The organism is Streptomyces sp. R-74717 (genome assembly GCF_047305335.1).
Taxonomy (GTDB): domain Bacteria; phylum Actinomycetota; class Actinomycetes; order Streptomycetales; family Streptomycetaceae; genus Streptomyces; species Streptomyces atratus.
Genome location: NZ_CP102361.1, coordinates 8,791,883 through 8,808,380 on the forward strand (window position 1 = coordinate 8,791,883; position 16,498 = coordinate 8,808,380).

16 protein-coding genes are annotated in these 16,498 nt (G+C 68.4%); 9 read left to right on the forward strand and 7 right to left on the reverse strand.

Features of this window, described 5'->3' with window-relative positions:
- Positions 1-75: 75 nt before the first annotated feature.
- A complete protein-coding gene (locus tag NRF20_RS39680) occupies positions 76-495 on the reverse strand; it encodes a helix-turn-helix domain-containing protein (protein WP_398631692.1) in 420 nt (139 codons plus the stop codon).
- A gap of 423 nt (positions 496-918) precedes the next feature.
- Here NRF20_RS39680 and NRF20_RS39685 point away from each other — a divergent pair, with 423 nt between their 5' ends.
- The gene (locus NRF20_RS39685; protein WP_266364357.1) at positions 919-1,848 is read left to right on the forward strand and encodes a TIGR03619 family F420-dependent LLM class oxidoreductase; all 930 of its coding nucleotides are present in this window, start codon (positions 919-921) and stop codon (positions 1,846-1,848) included.
- Positions 1,849-2,023: 175 nt separating this feature from the next.
- Here NRF20_RS39685 and NRF20_RS39690 read toward each other — a convergent pair whose 3' ends face one another.
- Positions 2,024-2,821: a serine hydrolase gene (locus tag NRF20_RS39690; protein ID WP_398631693.1), complete on the reverse strand. Its 798-nt coding sequence runs from the start codon at positions 2,819-2,821 to the stop codon at positions 2,024-2,026.
- 782 nt (positions 2,822-3,603) lie between these two features.
- Here NRF20_RS39690 and NRF20_RS39695 point away from each other — a divergent pair.
- Positions 3,604-5,058, forward strand: coding sequence for a glyceraldehyde-3-phosphate dehydrogenase (locus NRF20_RS39695; protein WP_398631694.1), 1,455 nt, complete (start codon positions 3,604-3,606; stop codon positions 5,056-5,058).
- Between the two features lie 330 nt (positions 5,059-5,388).
- Here NRF20_RS39695 and NRF20_RS39700 read toward each other — a convergent pair whose 3' ends face one another.
- Positions 5,389-5,775, reverse strand: coding sequence for a peptidoglycan-binding protein (locus NRF20_RS39700; protein ID WP_398631695.1), 387 nt, complete (start codon positions 5,773-5,775; stop codon positions 5,389-5,391).
- A 751-nt stretch (positions 5,776-6,526) separates the two neighbouring features.
- A complete protein-coding gene (locus NRF20_RS39705; RefSeq protein ID WP_189277832.1) occupies positions 6,527-6,682 on the reverse strand; it encodes a hypothetical protein in 156 nt (51 codons plus the stop codon).
- A gap of 261 nt (positions 6,683-6,943) precedes the next feature.
- Between NRF20_RS39705 and NRF20_RS39710 the strand changes: the two genes are divergently transcribed.
- Complete coding sequence (locus tag NRF20_RS39710) at positions 6,944-8,011, forward strand: PP2C family protein-serine/threonine phosphatase (protein ID WP_398631696.1); 1,068 nt, start codon at positions 6,944-6,946, stop codon at positions 8,009-8,011.
- Between the two features lie 32 nt (positions 8,012-8,043).
- Here the strand turns inward: NRF20_RS39710 and NRF20_RS39715 are convergent, their stop codons facing one another.
- A complete protein-coding gene (locus NRF20_RS39715) occupies positions 8,044-8,154 on the reverse strand; it encodes a hypothetical protein (protein WP_398631697.1) in 111 nt (36 codons plus the stop codon).
- 145 nt (positions 8,155-8,299) lie between these two features.
- Between NRF20_RS39715 and NRF20_RS39720 the strand changes: the two genes are divergently transcribed.
- The 5 genes from NRF20_RS39720 (at position 8,300) to NRF20_RS39740 (ending at position 12,757) form a co-directional block, all read left to right on the forward strand.
- Positions 8,300-9,037, forward strand: coding sequence for an SAM-dependent methyltransferase (locus NRF20_RS39720; protein ID WP_398631698.1), 738 nt, complete (start codon positions 8,300-8,302; stop codon positions 9,035-9,037).
- Between the two features lie 285 nt (positions 9,038-9,322).
- On the forward strand, positions 9,323-9,661 hold the full coding sequence (locus NRF20_RS39725) for an antibiotic biosynthesis monooxygenase family protein (RefSeq protein WP_266364369.1): 339 nt from the start codon (positions 9,323-9,325) through the stop codon (positions 9,659-9,661).
- The gene (locus NRF20_RS39730) at positions 9,658-10,545 is read left to right on the forward strand and encodes an NAD(P)-dependent oxidoreductase (protein ID WP_413754134.1); all 888 of its coding nucleotides are present in this window, start codon (positions 9,658-9,660) and stop codon (positions 10,543-10,545) included. The genes NRF20_RS39725 and NRF20_RS39730 overlap by 4 nt, the downstream gene beginning before the upstream one ends.
- Positions 10,542-11,516 (forward strand): amidohydrolase family protein, encoded by a 975-nt coding sequence (locus NRF20_RS39735; RefSeq protein WP_398631700.1) that lies wholly within the window; start codon positions 10,542-10,544, stop codon positions 11,514-11,516. The genes NRF20_RS39730 and NRF20_RS39735 overlap by 4 nt, the downstream gene beginning before the upstream one ends.
- The gene (locus tag NRF20_RS39740; protein ID WP_413754135.1) at positions 11,513-12,757 is read left to right on the forward strand and encodes a cytochrome P450 family protein; all 1,245 of its coding nucleotides are present in this window, start codon (positions 11,513-11,515) and stop codon (positions 12,755-12,757) included. Before NRF20_RS39735 ends, NRF20_RS39740 begins: the two co-directional genes overlap by 4 nt.
- A gap of 126 nt (positions 12,758-12,883) precedes the next feature.
- Here NRF20_RS39740 and NRF20_RS39745 read toward each other — a convergent pair whose 3' ends face one another.
- Together NRF20_RS39745 and NRF20_RS39750 are read right to left on the reverse strand one after the other, a co-directional pair.
- Entirely contained in the window at positions 12,884-14,092 is a 1,209-nt protein-coding gene (locus tag NRF20_RS39745) for an MFS transporter (protein WP_398631702.1), read from the reverse strand.
- A gap of 81 nt (positions 14,093-14,173) precedes the next feature.
- Positions 14,174-14,362 (reverse strand): hypothetical protein, encoded by a 189-nt coding sequence (locus NRF20_RS39750; protein WP_413754136.1) that lies wholly within the window; start codon positions 14,360-14,362, stop codon positions 14,174-14,176.
- A 627-nt stretch (positions 14,363-14,989) separates the two neighbouring features.
- On the opposite strand from NRF20_RS39750, the gene NRF20_RS39755 reads away from it, so the two are divergent.
- Complete coding sequence (locus NRF20_RS39755; protein WP_413754137.1) at positions 14,990-16,498, forward strand: glutamate synthase subunit beta; 1,509 nt, start codon at positions 14,990-14,992, stop codon at positions 16,496-16,498.

A 16,498-nucleotide genomic window follows, 5' to 3' on the forward strand; every position in this document is an offset into this window, starting at 1 on the left:
GCCATGGTCACGTTGACCCACGTCGAGCGGGCGTGGCTGTGCGTGTCGCACAACCGGACGGCGGTCAGCATTGGTTCACCTGATGAGGCTGACACCGAGCGGTCTCAACGTGCACAGGGCGAGGGAGAGTTCCACATGGTCGCCACAGTTCGTGATGTCGTGTCCGGTGATGGTGTGGATCCTGCGAAGGCGGCTGAGGACGGTTTGGCGGTGACGGAACAGCAACTCGGCCGTTCGGACAACGGATCCGGCCGTGGTGATACAGGTCGCCGGGGTGTCGATCTGCGTCGTGTGCGCCGGTGACGACGTCGCTCCTGGCAAGGCCCTTCCGTAGCCCGTACAGCCCGCGGCAGGCGTGGGCGCGAGGGCACGCTCCACAGCGGCGCGGCGGACAGCGCGCCCGGGACACGAGCACTGCCGACGCCGACCGCGGGCCGGCTCGAACGCTTGAGGCCGACGAGTCGCGAGAGTCGTCCCGGCCACGCATGTCTGCACGACGTCTCCACCACGTAGAGGTACGTGGCGAAGTGGCGAGATTCCACATCAGGCGATTGACTTGATTCTTGGTCGTCGGCTTGTCCGGTCCTCAAGGGCCACACCCCCAGGAGGGCAACGCGGGTGATGTATACAGCGAGCAGCCGTTGCGGTCATCCACGGGGTCTATGAACTCCTCCGTCACCTGGTAGCAGGCTGGGCAGGGTTTCGGACCATGACCGCCTCTCGGGTGTACCCCCACAAACCCCGCGCACCACGCAATGGTTCACGCGGGTCGGGCTGGGCTGCTGCCGTGCCCGATCAACGAGACTTGGCAGCGGGGGCGCCCCTATCTCTTTCGCCGAACGTTTCGGCGGAGACCGGATAAGGAAAAATGGGTGTCCTGCGTCAGTTGTCCAGCAGTCATCATGAAGGAGTGCGTACATGACGATCTCACTCGGTCTCGGTCTCCCGCAGATGAAGCAGTACGACATCGGCCGCGATGTGGCCACCGTGGCTCGCGCGGCGGAGGAGACCGGTTACGCGAGTCTTTGGGTCTTCGAGCGTGTCCTGTTTCCTGAGCCCGCAACTCAGGGTCTGTACGGCGTACCGGGGCTGCCGTGGCCCGACCAGTACCGCAGTGTCGCCGACCCGCTCGTCACGCTCGCGCTGGCCGCCGCGGCCACCGGCCGGGCCCGGCTCGGCACCAGCGTCCTGGTTGCGCCTTTGCACGTGCCGTTCCAACTGGCCCGTTCGCTCGCCTCGCTGGACGTCGCGAGCGGTGGGCGAGTGATCGCGGGTGTCGGCACGGGATGGTCTCTGGACGAGTATGCAGCCGCCTCCGTCGCGCCTTTCGAGAGGCGTGGTGCGGTCCTGGACGAGCTGCTGGACGTGTGCGCGGCCGTCTGGGGCCCGGACCCTGTCTCCTACGAGGGCGAGCTGACCACCATCGTCCCGTCCGAGGTCGGCCCCAAGCCGGTGCGCCCCATTCCGGTCTACCTGCCCGCGAACAGCCCGCGTGCCACCCGCCGTCTGGTCGACCGGGCGGACGGCTGGATGCCCGTGGCCATGGGCGCCGCTCGGCTGGCCGAGGAGTGGCAGCGGGTACAGGACGTGGCCGCCGAGCGCGGTCGGGAGCGTCCGGTCGACGTCTGCGCCCGCGCCAATGCGCGGTACAGCGCCAAGCCGTTCGAAGGCGCGGGCCGACAGCCTTTCCACGGGAGCGTGGCGCAGATCGTCGAAGACCTGGTGGCGCACGCCGAAACGGGCGTAGCGGAGTTCCTGCTGGATCTCCAGGGCGCGACGCGCGACGCCGCGGAGCTGATCGACGTGGCGGCCGAGGTGTACGAGGCAGCGCGAGCCGCGGGCGTCTGACGATCGCGCGATGGTGTCCGGCCGAGGCGATGACGCCACAGGCGCCGGCCAGGCCCTCCACGACGCCACGGGCACGGCCGAGCCGCTCGCTCTCCTCACGGACGCGATCCATCGGGAAGCAGCCGATGCCGGGAGGATCGGTCGGAGCAAGCGCCTTGCGCTCGACGGCTCGCCGTCAAGCGGCAGCCGTCAGGTCACGATGGATGACGCGGGCGGCTCCTTCGACTGTGCCGACGCCGTAGTCCATAGTGCGATTGCCGGTCGAGAGGACAGCCATGCCGTAGTCGTGACCACCGCCGGTGAAGGCGCCCACGCTGTTCACCCGCCATCCGCCGGTGGTGCGCGGCAGCCAGCCATTCTTGACGTGCACGGCTGCCGTAGCGGGTGATCCGGCGGGCACCCCCCACCTCTGGTCGGTGGTGACGTGATTCATCAGACCGAGAGCGTAGCTGCGTGAGGAGGGGGTCAGCACCGCATTCTCCGTTGTCAGCACTTGCATGAGCCGGAGCTGGTCGCCGGCGGTGATCTGGGTGAGGCCCCAGCTCTTACCTGCAGCGGGAACGGTGTGCCGCATCTGTGCCAGAGTCAGGAACTTCTTGAAGCCGGCGGAACCGATCTGCTGCCAGAGGGCGGAGGTCGAGTCGTTGTCCGACTTGGTGATCATGGCAGTGGCCAGCTTCACCTCCTGCGGAGTCAGCTTCCGGTGCGCCTCCTCGGCCTGCCGCAGCAGTGCTCCGAGCACCGTAACCTTCACCACGCTGGCGGAGTCGAAATGCGTGTCGGCCTCGAGCTCGCAGGTGGTTTCGGTGATCCGGTCGTAGAGGGCCAGCGACCATGTGCCCTGTCGCCCGTTGAGAGCCCCGGCTATGTCGTGGGACAGCTCGGAGGCCAGTCCTGGTTTCTTCGAGGTACAGATGACCTTCGAACCACCCGCCGTGGCACTGGCGGTGCCGGCCGACGCCGGGGTTGCCAAGGTGAATACGGTGAGCAACGAGCTTGCGGCCAGGGCAGTGGCCAGACCGCGCCGCGAGCAGGTCAATATGTGTGATCCATGCATGAAGGCTGTGTCCTGTCTCGCTGTGTGCCGTAGGCCATCTCGCCGGACCTCGCGCGGCCGACTGAGAGCCGGGATCCCGCTGCGTTTGCTTACAACCGCTCAGCGAAGTGGGCTGCAGCAGGTCGCCGCCCTGGCATCTGTTCGGGCCGCGGAGAATCGATGAATGGAATCGGGGCTCAGCGATACCGGATCGGATCCCCATTCACAGGCCACGGCGACCATACGTGGCCCCGGATCGGCGATCTTGGAAATCCGGGGTGAAATGCCCGATATGAGGATTTTGTCGATATGTGATGTTCGCCAAATCGGCAGCCCCTGAAGCGGTGCCCCCGAACGTCGAGGTGGCAGGACGGCCTATGTCCTGCCTGGGATGCGCGGGCGCGCCGACGGGGTGCATCTCGATGCTCGGCCCCGCTCCGGGAGCGTTCGATCCCGCGGTCGGCCGGCTCGTCGCCGATCCCGTCGGCCGGCTCCTGTCGGAGATCCCCGACCCGCTGTTCCGCGGGCTCGGAGTCCGTTCCGGTCCGGCGCACCCCGCGCACGGGTGCCGTTCGGGTGGAGGCCGTAGTGATGGCTGCCGGCGCCGCGCAGTGGGCCGGGGGACTCGCTCGCGACGTCCCGCTCAGGTGACACCGATTGAATGATCAAAGTGGCGGGGGGTTAGCATATGAGCGCCGCCTAGCTCGAAAGATAAACCTGTGACTGTCAATGACGACTCGTTCACCAATTGGAAGAACCGCGAGGAGATCGCGGAGTCGATGATCCCCATCATCGGGAAGCTGCACCGGGAGCGGGACGTCACAGTCCTGCTTCACAGCCGCTCCTTGGTGAACAAGTCGGTGGTCAGCATTCTCAAGACCCACCGATTCGCCCGGCAGATCGCCGGTGAGGAACTCTCGGTCACCGAGACGCTGCCGTTCCTGCAGGCTCTTGCCATGCTCGATCTCGGCCCTTCCCAGATCGACATCGGCATGCTCGCCGCGACGTACAAGGCCGACGGCCGAGGTCTCTCGGTGGCGGAGTTCACCGCCGAGGCCGTCGTCGGCGCCACGGGTGCCGACAAGATCGAGCGCCGCGAACCGCGCGATGTCGTGCTCTACGGGTTCGGCCGCATCGGCCGCCTCGTCGCCCGCCTGCTCATCGAGAAGGCTGGCTCGGGCAACGGCCTGCGCCTGCGCGCCATCGTCGTCCGCCAGGGCGGCGGCCGGGCCGTCGAGGATCTCGTCAAGCGCGCCTCGCTGCTGCGCCGCGACTCCATCCACGGCCAGTTCCAGGGCACGATCACCGTCGACGAGGCGGACAGCACGATCATCGCCAACGGCAACGAGATCAAGGTGATCTACGCCAACGACCCGTCGGAGGTCGACTACACGGCGTACGGCATCAAGGACGCCATCCTCATCGACAACACCGGCAAGTGGCGCGACCGCGAGGGCCTGTCCAAGCACCTGCGCCCCGGCATCGACAAGGTCGTCCTGACCGCGCCGGGCAAGGGCGACGTCCCCAACATCGTGCACGGGGTCAACCACGACACGATCAAGCCGGATGAGCAGATCCTGTCGTGCGCGTCCTGCACCACCAACGCGATCGTCCCGCCGCTGAAGGCGATGGCGGACGAGTACGGCGTCCTGCGTGGCCACGTGGAGACCGTCCACTCGTTCACCAACGACCAGAACCTGCTGGACAATTACCACAGCTCCGACCGCCGCGGCCGCTCGGCGCCGCTCAATATGGTCATCACCGAGACCGGTGCCGCCTCCGCCGTCGCCAAGGCGCTGCCCGGCCTCAAGGCGCCGATCACCGGCAGCTCGATCCGCGTCCCGGTGCCGGACGTCTCGATCGCGATCCTCAGCCTGCGGCTCGGGCGCGAGAGCACCCGCGAGGAGGTTCTCGACTACCTCCGCAACGTGTCGCTGACCTCGCCGCTCAAGCGCCAGATCGACTTCACCACTGCCCCCGACGCGGTGTCGAGCGACTTCATCGGCTCGCGCCACGCCTCGATCGTCGACGCCGGCGCCACCAAGGTCGACGGCGACAACGCGATCCTCTACCTGTGGTACGACAACGAGTTCGGCTACTCCTGCCAGGTCATCCGCGTCGTCCAGCACGTCTCCGGAGTGGAGTACCCGACCTACCCGGCCCCGGCGGTCTGATCTCGGCGGACCGTCCGATCCGGCGTCCCGGCAGACGGGGCGGCAACTGATGCCGATCGGCATCGGTTGCCGCCCCACCGGCAGCGGAATCGGCCGTACGTCAGGAACCCGCAGTTTTCGTTCGTACGCTGGCCCGCAGAGCCCCGACTCACTCGCGGCTTCACGGCCTCGGGTCGGCCGCCGGTTCGATGCTGCGCAGCAGACTGAGACGCTTCAGCGTCGCCCGCGACCGCCAGCAGATACGGCCGCTCACCGTGATGGCCATTCCCTGGAGTCCGCCTGCGGTGGTGCAGCTCCGGCGACAGCCGTCCCGGCCGGAACCTGGGCAGTTCACTCCGGATACGGGTCGTAGCAGTCCAGTGCGGGGTGGTAAAGAACCTGCCAGGTGTTCTCCTCGACAACCCCGGTTCTGTCCAGACCGTGGCACCCCTGAATCCAGATGATCTTCTTCGACGTGGCTGAGTCGAAGACCCCGTCGACTGCGAGTTTCGGAACGCCGCCCCACACATTGCTCAGACACTGCGCCTGCTTCACGGACGGACCGGTGTTCACGTACGTGAGCGCGGGACGATCGGTGGAGGACGTGTAGGAGCATGTCTCCTCAGCGGCGGCCGCATCGTGCGTCGTCGCCGCCAAAGCCCCGGCGGTCAGCAGTGCTGTGCCGAGGGCCGCACACTTGCGACGGATCATGTCGGGCACTCCAATCCGTATGGGCATCTGCGCCTCCATCAAGCATGGGGGCGCAAGCGTCGTCCCGCGCATTCGAACCGCCGCGCACGCGCGAGGTGTACCGGTCGGCCGGTGCGCGGACGACCGCTTGGTGAGGCCAGAAGCCTTTGGGGCGGCGTGGCCAGGGTGCCCAGCCCGGCGGCGCCGGCCGCCGCGGTCCTCGAGGAGGCGGACGTCGGCGGGGGAGGGGGCGTGGGGGACCTGTCACACCCCGAACAGCATTCCCCGGCACATCTCGGCCCGCCGCGCGGCGAGCCCGGCCGGCAAGCTGGATGCGCGTCGAAGATCCCCTTGCCTTTCGCATCGCGGGTCCGGTGCCGGCTGGGCGGCGGCGGCCATGTGGCTACGGTTCGTGATCGACACCTCGACGCTGGGCTGAGCCAACCCCGGATGCGTCACCACGATGCGCCGCACCGGCTCTCGTACGGGGTGCTGCTACGGGAAGGGGTGCGGCAGTCGCGTCGTGGGCGAGGCCAGGCGCCGGGCGCGCTCCTAGGCATGCAGGACCGAGCCCGGGGCCGCTGGAGTGGCGCTGTTCCCGAACGGAACGCTTCAAGGAAAAGGCATGGGCTTCAGCCCGTGGCGGCCACTTGTCCAACGGCTGTTTGTCCGGGAGATGCACCGTCCCGAATCTCTCCCAGGAATGAGCCGCCCAGAGGGCCTCGCGGCGGAGGCGCACGCATGAGGCCCCTCCGGCGCGAACCGGCAAGGAGCCGCCACCGTGCAGCTGCCGCCTCCGTCAGGTCTCCGTGTCCTCCGCGCGGCGCTCACCCTCCGCCTGGGACGGCTGGGTTCGCGTCGTGGCGGGGTGCCGCTCCTCGGCCGGATTCATGTCCTCTTCCAGCCTCTCGCCCTCTGCTTGCGACGGCGTCGGGTACTCGTCGTTCTCGCTCATGGCCGCCTCCACGGTCGGAACGTATGCACACAAAATGAGCGTAACGCGCCGTCCAGCCGGGCAGCACGTCCACGACGCGTCAGCGGGAGCTCCGCGCCCAGCCCCAGCACGTGGCGAGGAGCTCACCGGGCCGGACCGCCCCCGGTCGACTCGTCAGCCGTCCGGGGGAGGCGCACTGTGGAAGACGTGGGCCTCAGTGAACGTCTTGCACGTCTGCAGGGGGCATGGCGGCCGGGCCATGCCCTGCTGACGATTCCCGTTGTGCTCATCATCGTGATCACAGTCGTGGACCTCTTCGTGCCGGAGGACATCCAGCTGGGACCGCTGCTGGTCATCGCGCCCGCGATCACTGCCTCATTCGCCGGGCCCCTGCTGACCGGAGCGATCGGGCTCCTGGCCGTGGCGGCCGAGACATACATCGGCCTGTACCTCGGCGTGCTGTCCTCCCGGAACGCGGTGGTGCAGATTGCCGCCCTCGCTGGGCTCTCGGCCCTGGTCGTGTTCTTCTGCGTGGTACGCGAGCGGCGCAGACGGGAGCTCGACCAGGTGCGGTCGGTGGCCGAAGCCGCGCAGCACGTCCTGATGTGGCCGCTCCCGGACCGTATCGGCCCGCTACGGATCGCCAGCCTGTACGTGGCTGCCGAGGACGAGGCCCAGATCGGCGGTGACCTGTACGCAACCACCCGCATCGAAGGCGGAACCCGGGTGCTGATCGGCGACGTGAGAGGCAAGGGCCTGGCCGCCATCGGAGAAGCCGCCCTTCTGCTCGGCGCCTTCCGCGAGGCCGCCCACCAGCACACCGGCCTGCCCGCACTGGCCGCGGCCCTCGAACAGAGCATCTCCCGCTACCAGGCCGACTTCGAGCCGGAAGAGGAGGCCGGGGAACGCTTCGCCACCGCCCTGCTGCTGGAGATACCCGACCAGGGCCAAATCAGCCACATGACCAGCTGCGGACACCCTGCACCGCTGCTGCTGAGCCCAGGACACGCCGTCACGGTCCCGAGTCTGCACCCCGCGCCTCCGTTGGGGGTGGGCGGCACGGGTCCGGCGGGTTACGCCCTTGACGTGTTCACCTTTGAGGAAGGAGACACCCTCCTCCTGTACACCGACGGCGTCATCGAAGCACGGGACCGAGGCGGAGACTTCTACCCGTTCGCGGAACGGGCCGCCCGGTGGACCGAGAACTCCCCGGAGGCACTTCTGCACCACCTGCGAGGCGACCTCCTCGCCCACGCCGGCGGACATCTGGGCGACGACGCAGCTGTCGTCGCGATCCACCGCAGTCCCATCCCCCATCCCGGACGTCACCACGGAGCTCGCCCACCCTGACGGCTTGTGCCGCGGGGCGTTGCCGTCGCTGTTCACACTGCTCGGGCCGGAGCTGCTGACTCGCCTCTCGATTCCGCATTCACCTTGGTCGGGATGTTGATGTTCGCCACGTGGAACTTCACCGTCGACTCGCTGACGTGCAATTGCTGTGCGACGGGCCGGCGACGCTGTTGCAGCCAGTGGATGTGAAGTGGTTCTGATCCCGGTTCACGATTGCTGTCTGACGGGGAGTCGAGTCCCGGAGGAAAACCACATGCGTGCGATCGTCGGCGCTGTCAGGCTTTGCCGGTGAACCGTGAACAGATCTCCGGACTTGCCCATGCCGACCACCCGATCAAGTCCCCTCTCGACGACGACTCGGTGCGACAACTGTTGGAACGTGGCGTCCCGCGTGGTGACGAGCGGGTACTCGACCTGGGCTGCGGCAGCGGTGAATGGCTTCTGCGCGCCCTGAACACGCACCCGCACCTGCTCGCCGAGGGCGTCGACACCTCCGAGCACGCGCTTCGGCAGGCCAGTGAGGCCGCGAGCCGCCTCGGCGTCCGCACACGCCTTGCACTGCACCACCAGGAGGCTGCGGACTTCCGTTCCACGCACTCGTTCGACCTGGTACTCAGCGTCGGGGCCACGCACGCCTTCGGCGGCCTGCTGCCCACCCTCGCGGCGGCGCGCAAGCACCTGGCCCCGGGCGGACGCGTCCTGATCGGCGAGGGCTTCTGGGAACGTGAGCCGTCACCGGAGGCCGTCGAGATGCTCGGGGACCTCACCGACCTGGCGACCACCGTGGACCGTGTCGTCGCCGATGGATGGACTCCCGTCCACGGGCATATCAGCACGCGCCGCGAGCTGGACGACTACGAGTGGGCCTGCTGGGGAGCACTCGCCTCCTGGGCCCTGGACCACCCTGCCGACCCGGACAGCTCGCACGTGCTCGAGACAGCCGCGATCCGCCGCACCGAATGGTTGCGCGTCTACCGGGACATGTGGGGCTTCGTCGGTCTGGTCCTGCGCCGGACATCCGACTGACCCCGGACGAGCCCCGGCGCCCCGGCCCCGCCCCGACAGATCGTGCGAGCGCGTCGGGGCCCCGGGGCGTTCGACGAGTCGGCCGAGTCCGAAGCGGGCTCCGGCCCCAAGGAGCGGTTCCGGATGGGCACCGGGCAGGCCCTTCCGATCTCACCCGACCGCGCCAGCAAACGTGGGGGCTGCCTTCTCTCCATTGGGCTGTGGCCACGCCGGAGTTGCGTGGCCACGAGGGCCATGAGTCTGTGGGAGTCGTGCTCTTACAGATCTCAGCCTTCAGGAGAAGACATGCACGCTGAGCAGAACGGCCGCTCGGCCGACAGGCTTTCCGTGGTGTACACGGTCCACGTCATCGAGGGCGGTGAGCAGGGGTTTCTGGAGGCGTACGAGCAAATAAGGAAGTCCGTCGCCAGCGTCCCGGGACACATCATCGACCGGCTCGGAGAACCCATCGACGACTCCCGCCAGTGGGTGATCACCAGCGAGTGGGAGACGCCCGACCACTTCTTCGCCTGGCAACAGGGCGAGGACCATCGCGCACTGCTGGCTCCACTGCGCGTCTGGGTCGACCAGACCCAGTCGCTGCGATACCGGGTCATTCAGGAGACCGTGGGGGTGAAGGCATGACGCACCCCACCACTGGCCCCGTCGCCGTCCTGGGGCTCGGCACGATGGGCACCGGCCTGGCCACGCGCCTTCTCGATCAGGGAGTTCAGGTGCGGGTCTGGAACCGCACCGCGGGGCGGACCGAACCGCTCGCCCGGGCCGGCGCCGTCGCCGCAGCCCATCCGGCCGATGCCGTCGAGGGCACGAGCGCCGCCATCTGCACCGTGACCGACGGCGAAGCCCTCGCCGCCGTGCTGCACGGACCGGACGGAATCATGACCGGGGGCCCGTACCCCGGCTCCCTGGTCTGCGCCAGCACGGTCGCCCCCGAAGAGGTCGTCCGCCTCACCGGCGACATGCACTCCGTTCTGGACGTCGGCATGCTCGGCAACCGGGAGCACGCCCGCAGCGGTGAGCTGCGGCTGTTCGTCGGCGGCGAGGAACGGGTCTTCACCGCAGGGCGGCCGCTGCTCGAACTGCTGAGCAAGGAGGTCGTCCACCTCGGCGAACTCGGCTCCGGCATGCGGATGAAGCTGCTCCTCAACCTGCTGATGGGGATCGAGGTGCAGGCTCTGGCCGAGGCCGTCGAGCTGGCGGCCGCCACCGGACTCGACCGGAAGCTCGTCCTCGGCACGATCGCCGGCAGCGGCTTCGCCTCGCCCGTCATGGCGTTCAAGTCCAAGCGGCTGGCAGCCGGGCGTTTCGACAAGCCCGACTTCCGGCTGAGCCTGATGGCCAAGGACCTCCTGCTCGCTGCCGAGCAGGCCGCGGCGGCCGGACTGCGGCTCCCCCTCGTCGACGCAGCCGCGCAGACCCACGTCCGCGCCACCGACCAGGGACACGGCGACGAGGACTGTGTCGCCGTCGCCCACGCACTCACACCGAACCCGGGAACCCACACGTGATCATCGACATCCACGGACATCTGTCCCCACCGGAGGCCGCCCGAAGCTTCCCCATGCCTCCCAGTCTGACCGACGTCGACGGAATGCTGGCCGCCCGTGCCCAGGCCGGCATCGACCTCACCATCATCGGCAGCCCGGTCGGCGCCGGCGCCATGGCGCGGGTTCCGGGCGTCGACAACTACGCGCAACCACGAGACCGGCTCCGAAGCTTCCACGCCTGGATGTCGGGCCTGATCGCCACCTTCCCGGACCAGTTGCGCGGGTACGTGTACGCCAACCCGTTCGGCGACGACGATCACCTGGAAGGAGTCCGGGAGACGCTGACGGATCCCGCCTTCGTCGGCCTGATCACCACCTCCAGCGTCCACGGCGAACTGCTCGGCTCTCCGCGAGCCGACTCCTTCTTCGCGCTGGCAGCCGAGACGGGAGTGCCGGTCCTGGTGCACGCCCCGGCCGAACCGATCGGCACGGACCGGGTCGACGACTTCGGCTTCGTCGAGCAGATCGGCCGGTTCGGCGACGTCACCATGGGCATGGCGATGATTGCGTTCGCGGGGTGGCTGGACAAATATCCGGGCCTGCGGCTGATCGGTGCCACCGGCGGCGGTGCGCTGGCGCTGCTGCCGGAACGCCTGCAGACAGCGGCGCGTCCCCGGCACTGGGGCGGGGGCAAGCCGCCGGCGCCGTCCTCGGCCCCGGCTCCGTCCTCCACTCCGCCGTCGGCCGACCCGGGTGGTGCACTCCAGCGCATGTATGTCGACACCAGCACTTTCAGCCCGGCGCACCTGGGCCTCAACGCGGAGGTGCTGGGGCCGGAGCGGATGCTGTTCGGCACCGACTCGCCGCCGATGTCCGTGCCCCTGGAGGAGTTCATGCACATGATCGAGAAGCTGCCGATCGACAAGGCGTCCCAGCAGCTCATCCTCGGCGGCAACGCCGAGGCCCTCTTCGACCTCAGGAGCCGTCCGTGACCACTGTGGACGATCCGGTCGCCGCAGCCGAGCGGTGCACCCCCGAGTTCCGACGCAACCCGCACCCGGTCTACGCGAACCTCAGGGACACGGCACCCGTCTGCCCCATGCGGCCGCCGCACGGCGTCGACACGTACCTGATCACGCGGTACGAGGACGCGAAAGCGGCCCTGGCGGATCCGCGGCTCAGCAAGGACATGTACGGGGCCATGGACGCCTACCGGAGGATCTTCGGTGACTCGTCCGTGGCTCTGGACGACCACATGCTCAACTCCGACCCGCCCAAGCACACCCGGCTGCGCAGGTTCGTCAGCTCCACGTTCACCCCGCGTCGCGTGGACTCGCTGCGGCCGCGGATCCAGGACATCGTCGACACGCTGCTGGACAACTGCGCGACCCGCGAACCGGTCGACCTGCTGCCCGCGTTCGCGTTCCCGCTGCCGATCATCGTGATCTGTGACCTGCTCGGCGTGCCGCCGGACGAACGGTCGGAGCTGCAGCGTCTGTCCACCACGGTGGCGCAGACAGGATTCAGCAAGGAATCCAAGCAGGCCCAGCAGAAGGCGGAAGAGAACCTGCACGCGTACTTCGCGGATCTCCTCTCGCGCAAGCGCAGCCGCCCGGGTGAGGACCTGCTCAGCGCGCTCACCGCGGCCCAGGACGAAGATGGCGGGCTCACCGAGCAGGAGCTGATCTCGACCGCGTTCCTGCTGATGTTCGCGGGGCACAAGACAACCGCCTACCTCATCGGCAACGCCGTCCACCATCTCCTCACCCATCCTGCGCAGCTCCGCGCCGTGCAGGAGAACCCGGAGCTGATCGGACAGACTGTGGAAGAACTGGTGCGCTTCGAGGGCTCGGTGGAGAGCGCGACGTTCCGCTTCGCGACCGAGGACGTAGAGATCGCCGGGACGCGGATTCCGAAGGGCTCTCTGGTTCAGATCGCGCTCAGTTCGGCCAACCGTGACCCGCTGAAATTCGACTCTCCGGACGAGTTCGATGTGAAGCGACCGGCGAATGCGCCAAGTGCTCATCTGGGGTTCGGGCACGGCATCCACTACTGCCTGGGAGCGCCTCTGGCCAGGCTGGAGGTGCAACTCGCTCTCACGGGTCTGTTCGGCCGTTTCCCGAGGGCGGCTCTGGCGGACCCTGCGCGTGAGGCGCCCTGGATGGAGGTCCCGTTCCCGGCCTTCCGCGGCCTCGTGGACCTGCCTGTCGTGCTCAAGCCTGCCGTGACGTGACCCACAGCGGGAAGACACCGGCATCCTGTCACGGCCGCCTCGGAGACCCCGGGGCGGCCCTGACGCCTCGGGGTATCGATTCCGGATGCGGTGGCTGTCCGGCGTCCCGACCGTCGTCGTGACCGTTTACACCTCTGCCGGCGGCCTGCGCGCAGCGTACGTTCCCGCGCCTGCCGCCAGCAGCATCACACAGCCCGCGAAGATCAGCCCGGCTTGGCGCAGCCCGAGCCATGTCGCCATGGCGCCGACCCCCACCACCGGTACTGAGATCCCGGCGTAGGCGACGACGAAGAACGCCGAAATCGTGCCGCCACGATGCTGTGCCGGGGCCGCGCCGCTGACCAGGGTGAGTGCCGCGCGAAAGGCCAGTCCCTGGCCGGCGCCGCCACACAGGGCACCCAGGACGAGCAGGAGCATGGATTCGGCGATCAGCGATGACGCCACGAGCAGCAGGCCCACGACGAGGATGCCGCACCCCACGGGGAGCGCGAGGCGCGTGCCGATCCGTTGTGTCAAGGACTGCCCGACGGTCGAAGCAAGGAACACGGAGAACACAACGGCGCCCGAAACAGCCAGGTTGCGCACCCCCAGCGTCTGTGATGCGAAGCTCGGCGCGACCGCCGTGAACAGCCCGAGAAGCGCGAAGCCGGCGAACGCCGCCAGCGAGGCGGGCGTGAACACACCCTTCACCTCGGGAGGCACCGTGACTCCCTGCGGCGTCAGAGGAGGCCACCGCTTCGGCTCCGCCACGGTCTCCGGCAGGAACCAGGTGATCCCACAGGCCACAGCCACCAGCCCCAGGTGGACCCAGAACGGCAGCATCAGCGGCCAGGGCGTGTACTGCGCGAGGATGCCGGAGAGCAGCGGCCCGCAGCCCAGACCACCCATGTTCGCCGCGGTGGCGGCGAACCCGGCCCGCGCCTTCTGTCTTGGACCGGCCAGCTCGATGACGGCCGCTGTCGCCGCACCGCTCAGCAGGCCGGCCGCGCAGCCGGACAACAGCCGCCCCGCGAAGAGCAGAGGCAGACCGTTCTGCAGGAGGAAGCAACCCGCACTCGCGGCCGACAAAGCCATGGCGCACAGGAGTACCGGCCTGCGGCCGACCTCGTCGGAGTAGTTTCCCGCCACCAGAAGCACGGTGATGACCGCGACGGCGTACACGGCGAACACAACGGTCACCACCAGCTCGGAGAACCCGATCTGTTCCTGGTAGAGCCCGTACAACGGTGTGGGCAGGGTGGTCCCGGCCATCCCGATGGCGAAAACCACTGCCGCAGCCGGATAACCCGGCCGTCGGCCGTCGCCTGCGTTCACTGCGCCCTCGCGAACGATCACGCACGCCACCCTATGAGCGGTCACCCACTGGAGAGGCACCCGGCGCGAGGTGGCGAGGCGGACCGAGGGACGTCAGGATCATCAGTCCCAGAGTTTGTATGTCACGTACCGCGGCGTCTGCGACGGCCTGCCGTCGGTGTAGGTGAGCTGCAGCCGTGTGAAGCGTTTCAGCTCAGGGTGCTTCTTCCAGGAGTCCGGGCGGTCGAGCCTGACGATGACGGGGTAGGAGTGGAACCTGCCGGCGGCACAGTAGGGCTGACAGTCATTCACTGCGTCCAGTCCTCTGCCCACAGCGGACGTGTGTCCCCAAGTGGACCACCGAAGTTCGATGAGGCGGTTGTTGCCATCGCCGCAGGCGAGCAAGAAGTCGCCGGGGCGTACTTGCGAATTCGAGAAACAGTCGACGGCCACTGCATGGGCGGCCGCGGGCGACCCTGCGGATGCGGACGCCGGTACTACTGCTGCCGCGAGCGCTGTGGCAGCACACAGCATGACCGCTGTTCTGAACTTGTCTCTTTGCATATCAGCTCCCCAGCTGCCTCTCTTTCGAGCCCGGGCGACCCCGCGGGTACGCCTCACTCGCCCCGCGCGCTGCGGTCTGCGCGCCAGAAGCACGTGTTGGTGGCGGTGGCGCCGTTCTTTCCGCAGTTGTTCCTGAATCGACGCTACGACCGTGGCCAGGGATGCACCACCCGTACAGGCGACGGCCAGGCAAGGCAGTAGCGGAAGGAGTCCGCTCCGCCGGCAACGGCTCACCTTCGACGAGTGATCGACAACCTGTCCGCGACACCCCCGGCTTGCGCTGAAACCGCCGCACCGAGCAGGTGGTCGTAGTGGTGTGCAGGCGTACTCTGGCCCTAACGCCTGTGTACCGCGAGTGAGCGACGGAGGCGGCGCATGACCGACCCCTACGGCTTCCTCAAGACACCCCGCCGGCCTGTCCCGGCGCGTCCTGTCCGGGAGCGGTTGAGCGACTGGAACGAGGTCTACGCGGGGCAGGCGCGACTTCCGCTCGTGTCCGACCAGGCCGGGCGTTGCATGGACTGCGGCATACCGTTCTGCCACAGCGGCTGCCCGCTGGGTAATCTCATCCCCGAGTGGAACGCGTACGCGAGGAAGGGCGACTGGTGGGCAGCGGCCGAGCGGCTGCACGCGACGAACAACTTCCCGGAGTTCACGGGGCGGCTGTGCCCGGCGCCGTGTGAGGACGCCTGCGTGCTCACCATCAATACCGATCCGGTGACGATCAAGAACGTCGAACAGGCGATCGCCGACCAGATCTGGGCGCGCGGATACGCGACACCGCAACCTCCCGGGCGGCTCAGCGGCAAGACCGTCGCCGTCATCGGCTCCGGCCCCGCGGGACTGGCGGCAGCACAACAACTCACCCGCGTCGGTCACACCGTCGCGGTCTACGAGCGCGCCGACCGCATCGGCGGGCTGCTGCGCTACGGCATCCCCGCGTTCAAGTTGGAGAAGCGCCACCTGGACCGCCGCATCGAGCAGATGCGGGCGGAGGGCACCAAGTTCCGCACAGGTGTGGACGTCGGCAGCGATCTCGACGCCACCGAGCTCGCAGAGCGGCATGACGCGGTCGTCCTCGCCGTCGGAGCGACGGGGCAACGGGAACTGACCGTCCCGGGCCGTGAGCTTTACGGCATCCACCAGGCCATGGACTACCTGACCCTGGCCAACAGGGTCGCTGAGGGCGACCACGACGTGCCTGTCGTCACCGCCGAGGGCAAAAACGTGGTGATCGTCGGCGGCGGAGACACCGGCTCGGACTGTCTGGGCACCGTCCTGCGTCAGGGCGCCGCCTCCGTCGTGCAGTTGGACATCAATCCGGAGCCCGGTGACACCCGGCGGGACACCGAACCCTGGCCCGTGTATCCGAAGGTCTATCGGATATCCCATGCTCATGAAGAGGCCCGGGGACGAGAGGGCACGGATCCGAGAGTCTTCTCCTCTGCCACCCTCAGCTTCGAAGGGGACCGGTCCGGCCAAGTGCGCGCGCTTCGCCTGGCGGAAGTGGAGCCCGAGGGCAGAAGGCCGCGGCTGGAGACGGAACATGTGATTCCGGCGGACCTGGTCCTGCTCGCCCTCGGCTTCTTCGGTCCCGAACGGGGCACCGGCCTGATGCGGCAGCTCGGGCTCACGCTGGACGACCGGGGAAACTTCGCCCGGAATGCTGCCTTCGCGGCCGAAACAGCAGAGTCGGCCGAGCGGACAGCCGGCGCCGGGACCGTCGGGGTGTTCATCGCCGGTGACGCGGGACGCGGCCAGTCCCTCGTGGTGTGGGCCATCGCAGAGGGACGGTCCGTCGCGGCCGCGACGGACCGCTATCTGAGCGGCTCCACGGTGCTTCCGGCGCCCATCGCCCCACAGGACCGGCCTCTGGTCGCCTGA

Excerpts from the sequence above, each read along its gene's own strand:
- NRF20_RS39755 (WP_413754137.1), top strand. The coding sequence starts at position 14,990 with ATGACCGACCCCTACGGCTTCCTCAAGACACCCCGCCGGCCTGTCCCG.
- NRF20_RS39700 (WP_398631695.1), bottom strand. The coding sequence starts at position 5,775 with ATGCCCATACGGATTGGAGTGCCCGACATGATCCGTCGCAAGTGTGCG.
- NRF20_RS39705 (WP_189277832.1), bottom strand. The coding sequence starts at position 6,682 with ATGAGCGAGAACGACGAGTACCCGACGCCGTCGCAAGCAGAGGGCGAG.
- NRF20_RS39725 (WP_266364369.1), top strand. The coding sequence starts at position 9,323 with ATGCACGCTGAGCAGAACGGCCGCTCGGCCGACAGGCTTTCCGTGGTG.
- NRF20_RS39730 (WP_413754134.1), top strand. The coding sequence starts at position 9,658 with ATGACGCACCCCACCACTGGCCCCGTCGCCGTCCTGGGGCTCGGCACG.
- NRF20_RS39685 (WP_266364357.1), top strand. The coding sequence starts at position 919 with ATGACGATCTCACTCGGTCTCGGTCTCCCGCAGATGAAGCAGTACGAC.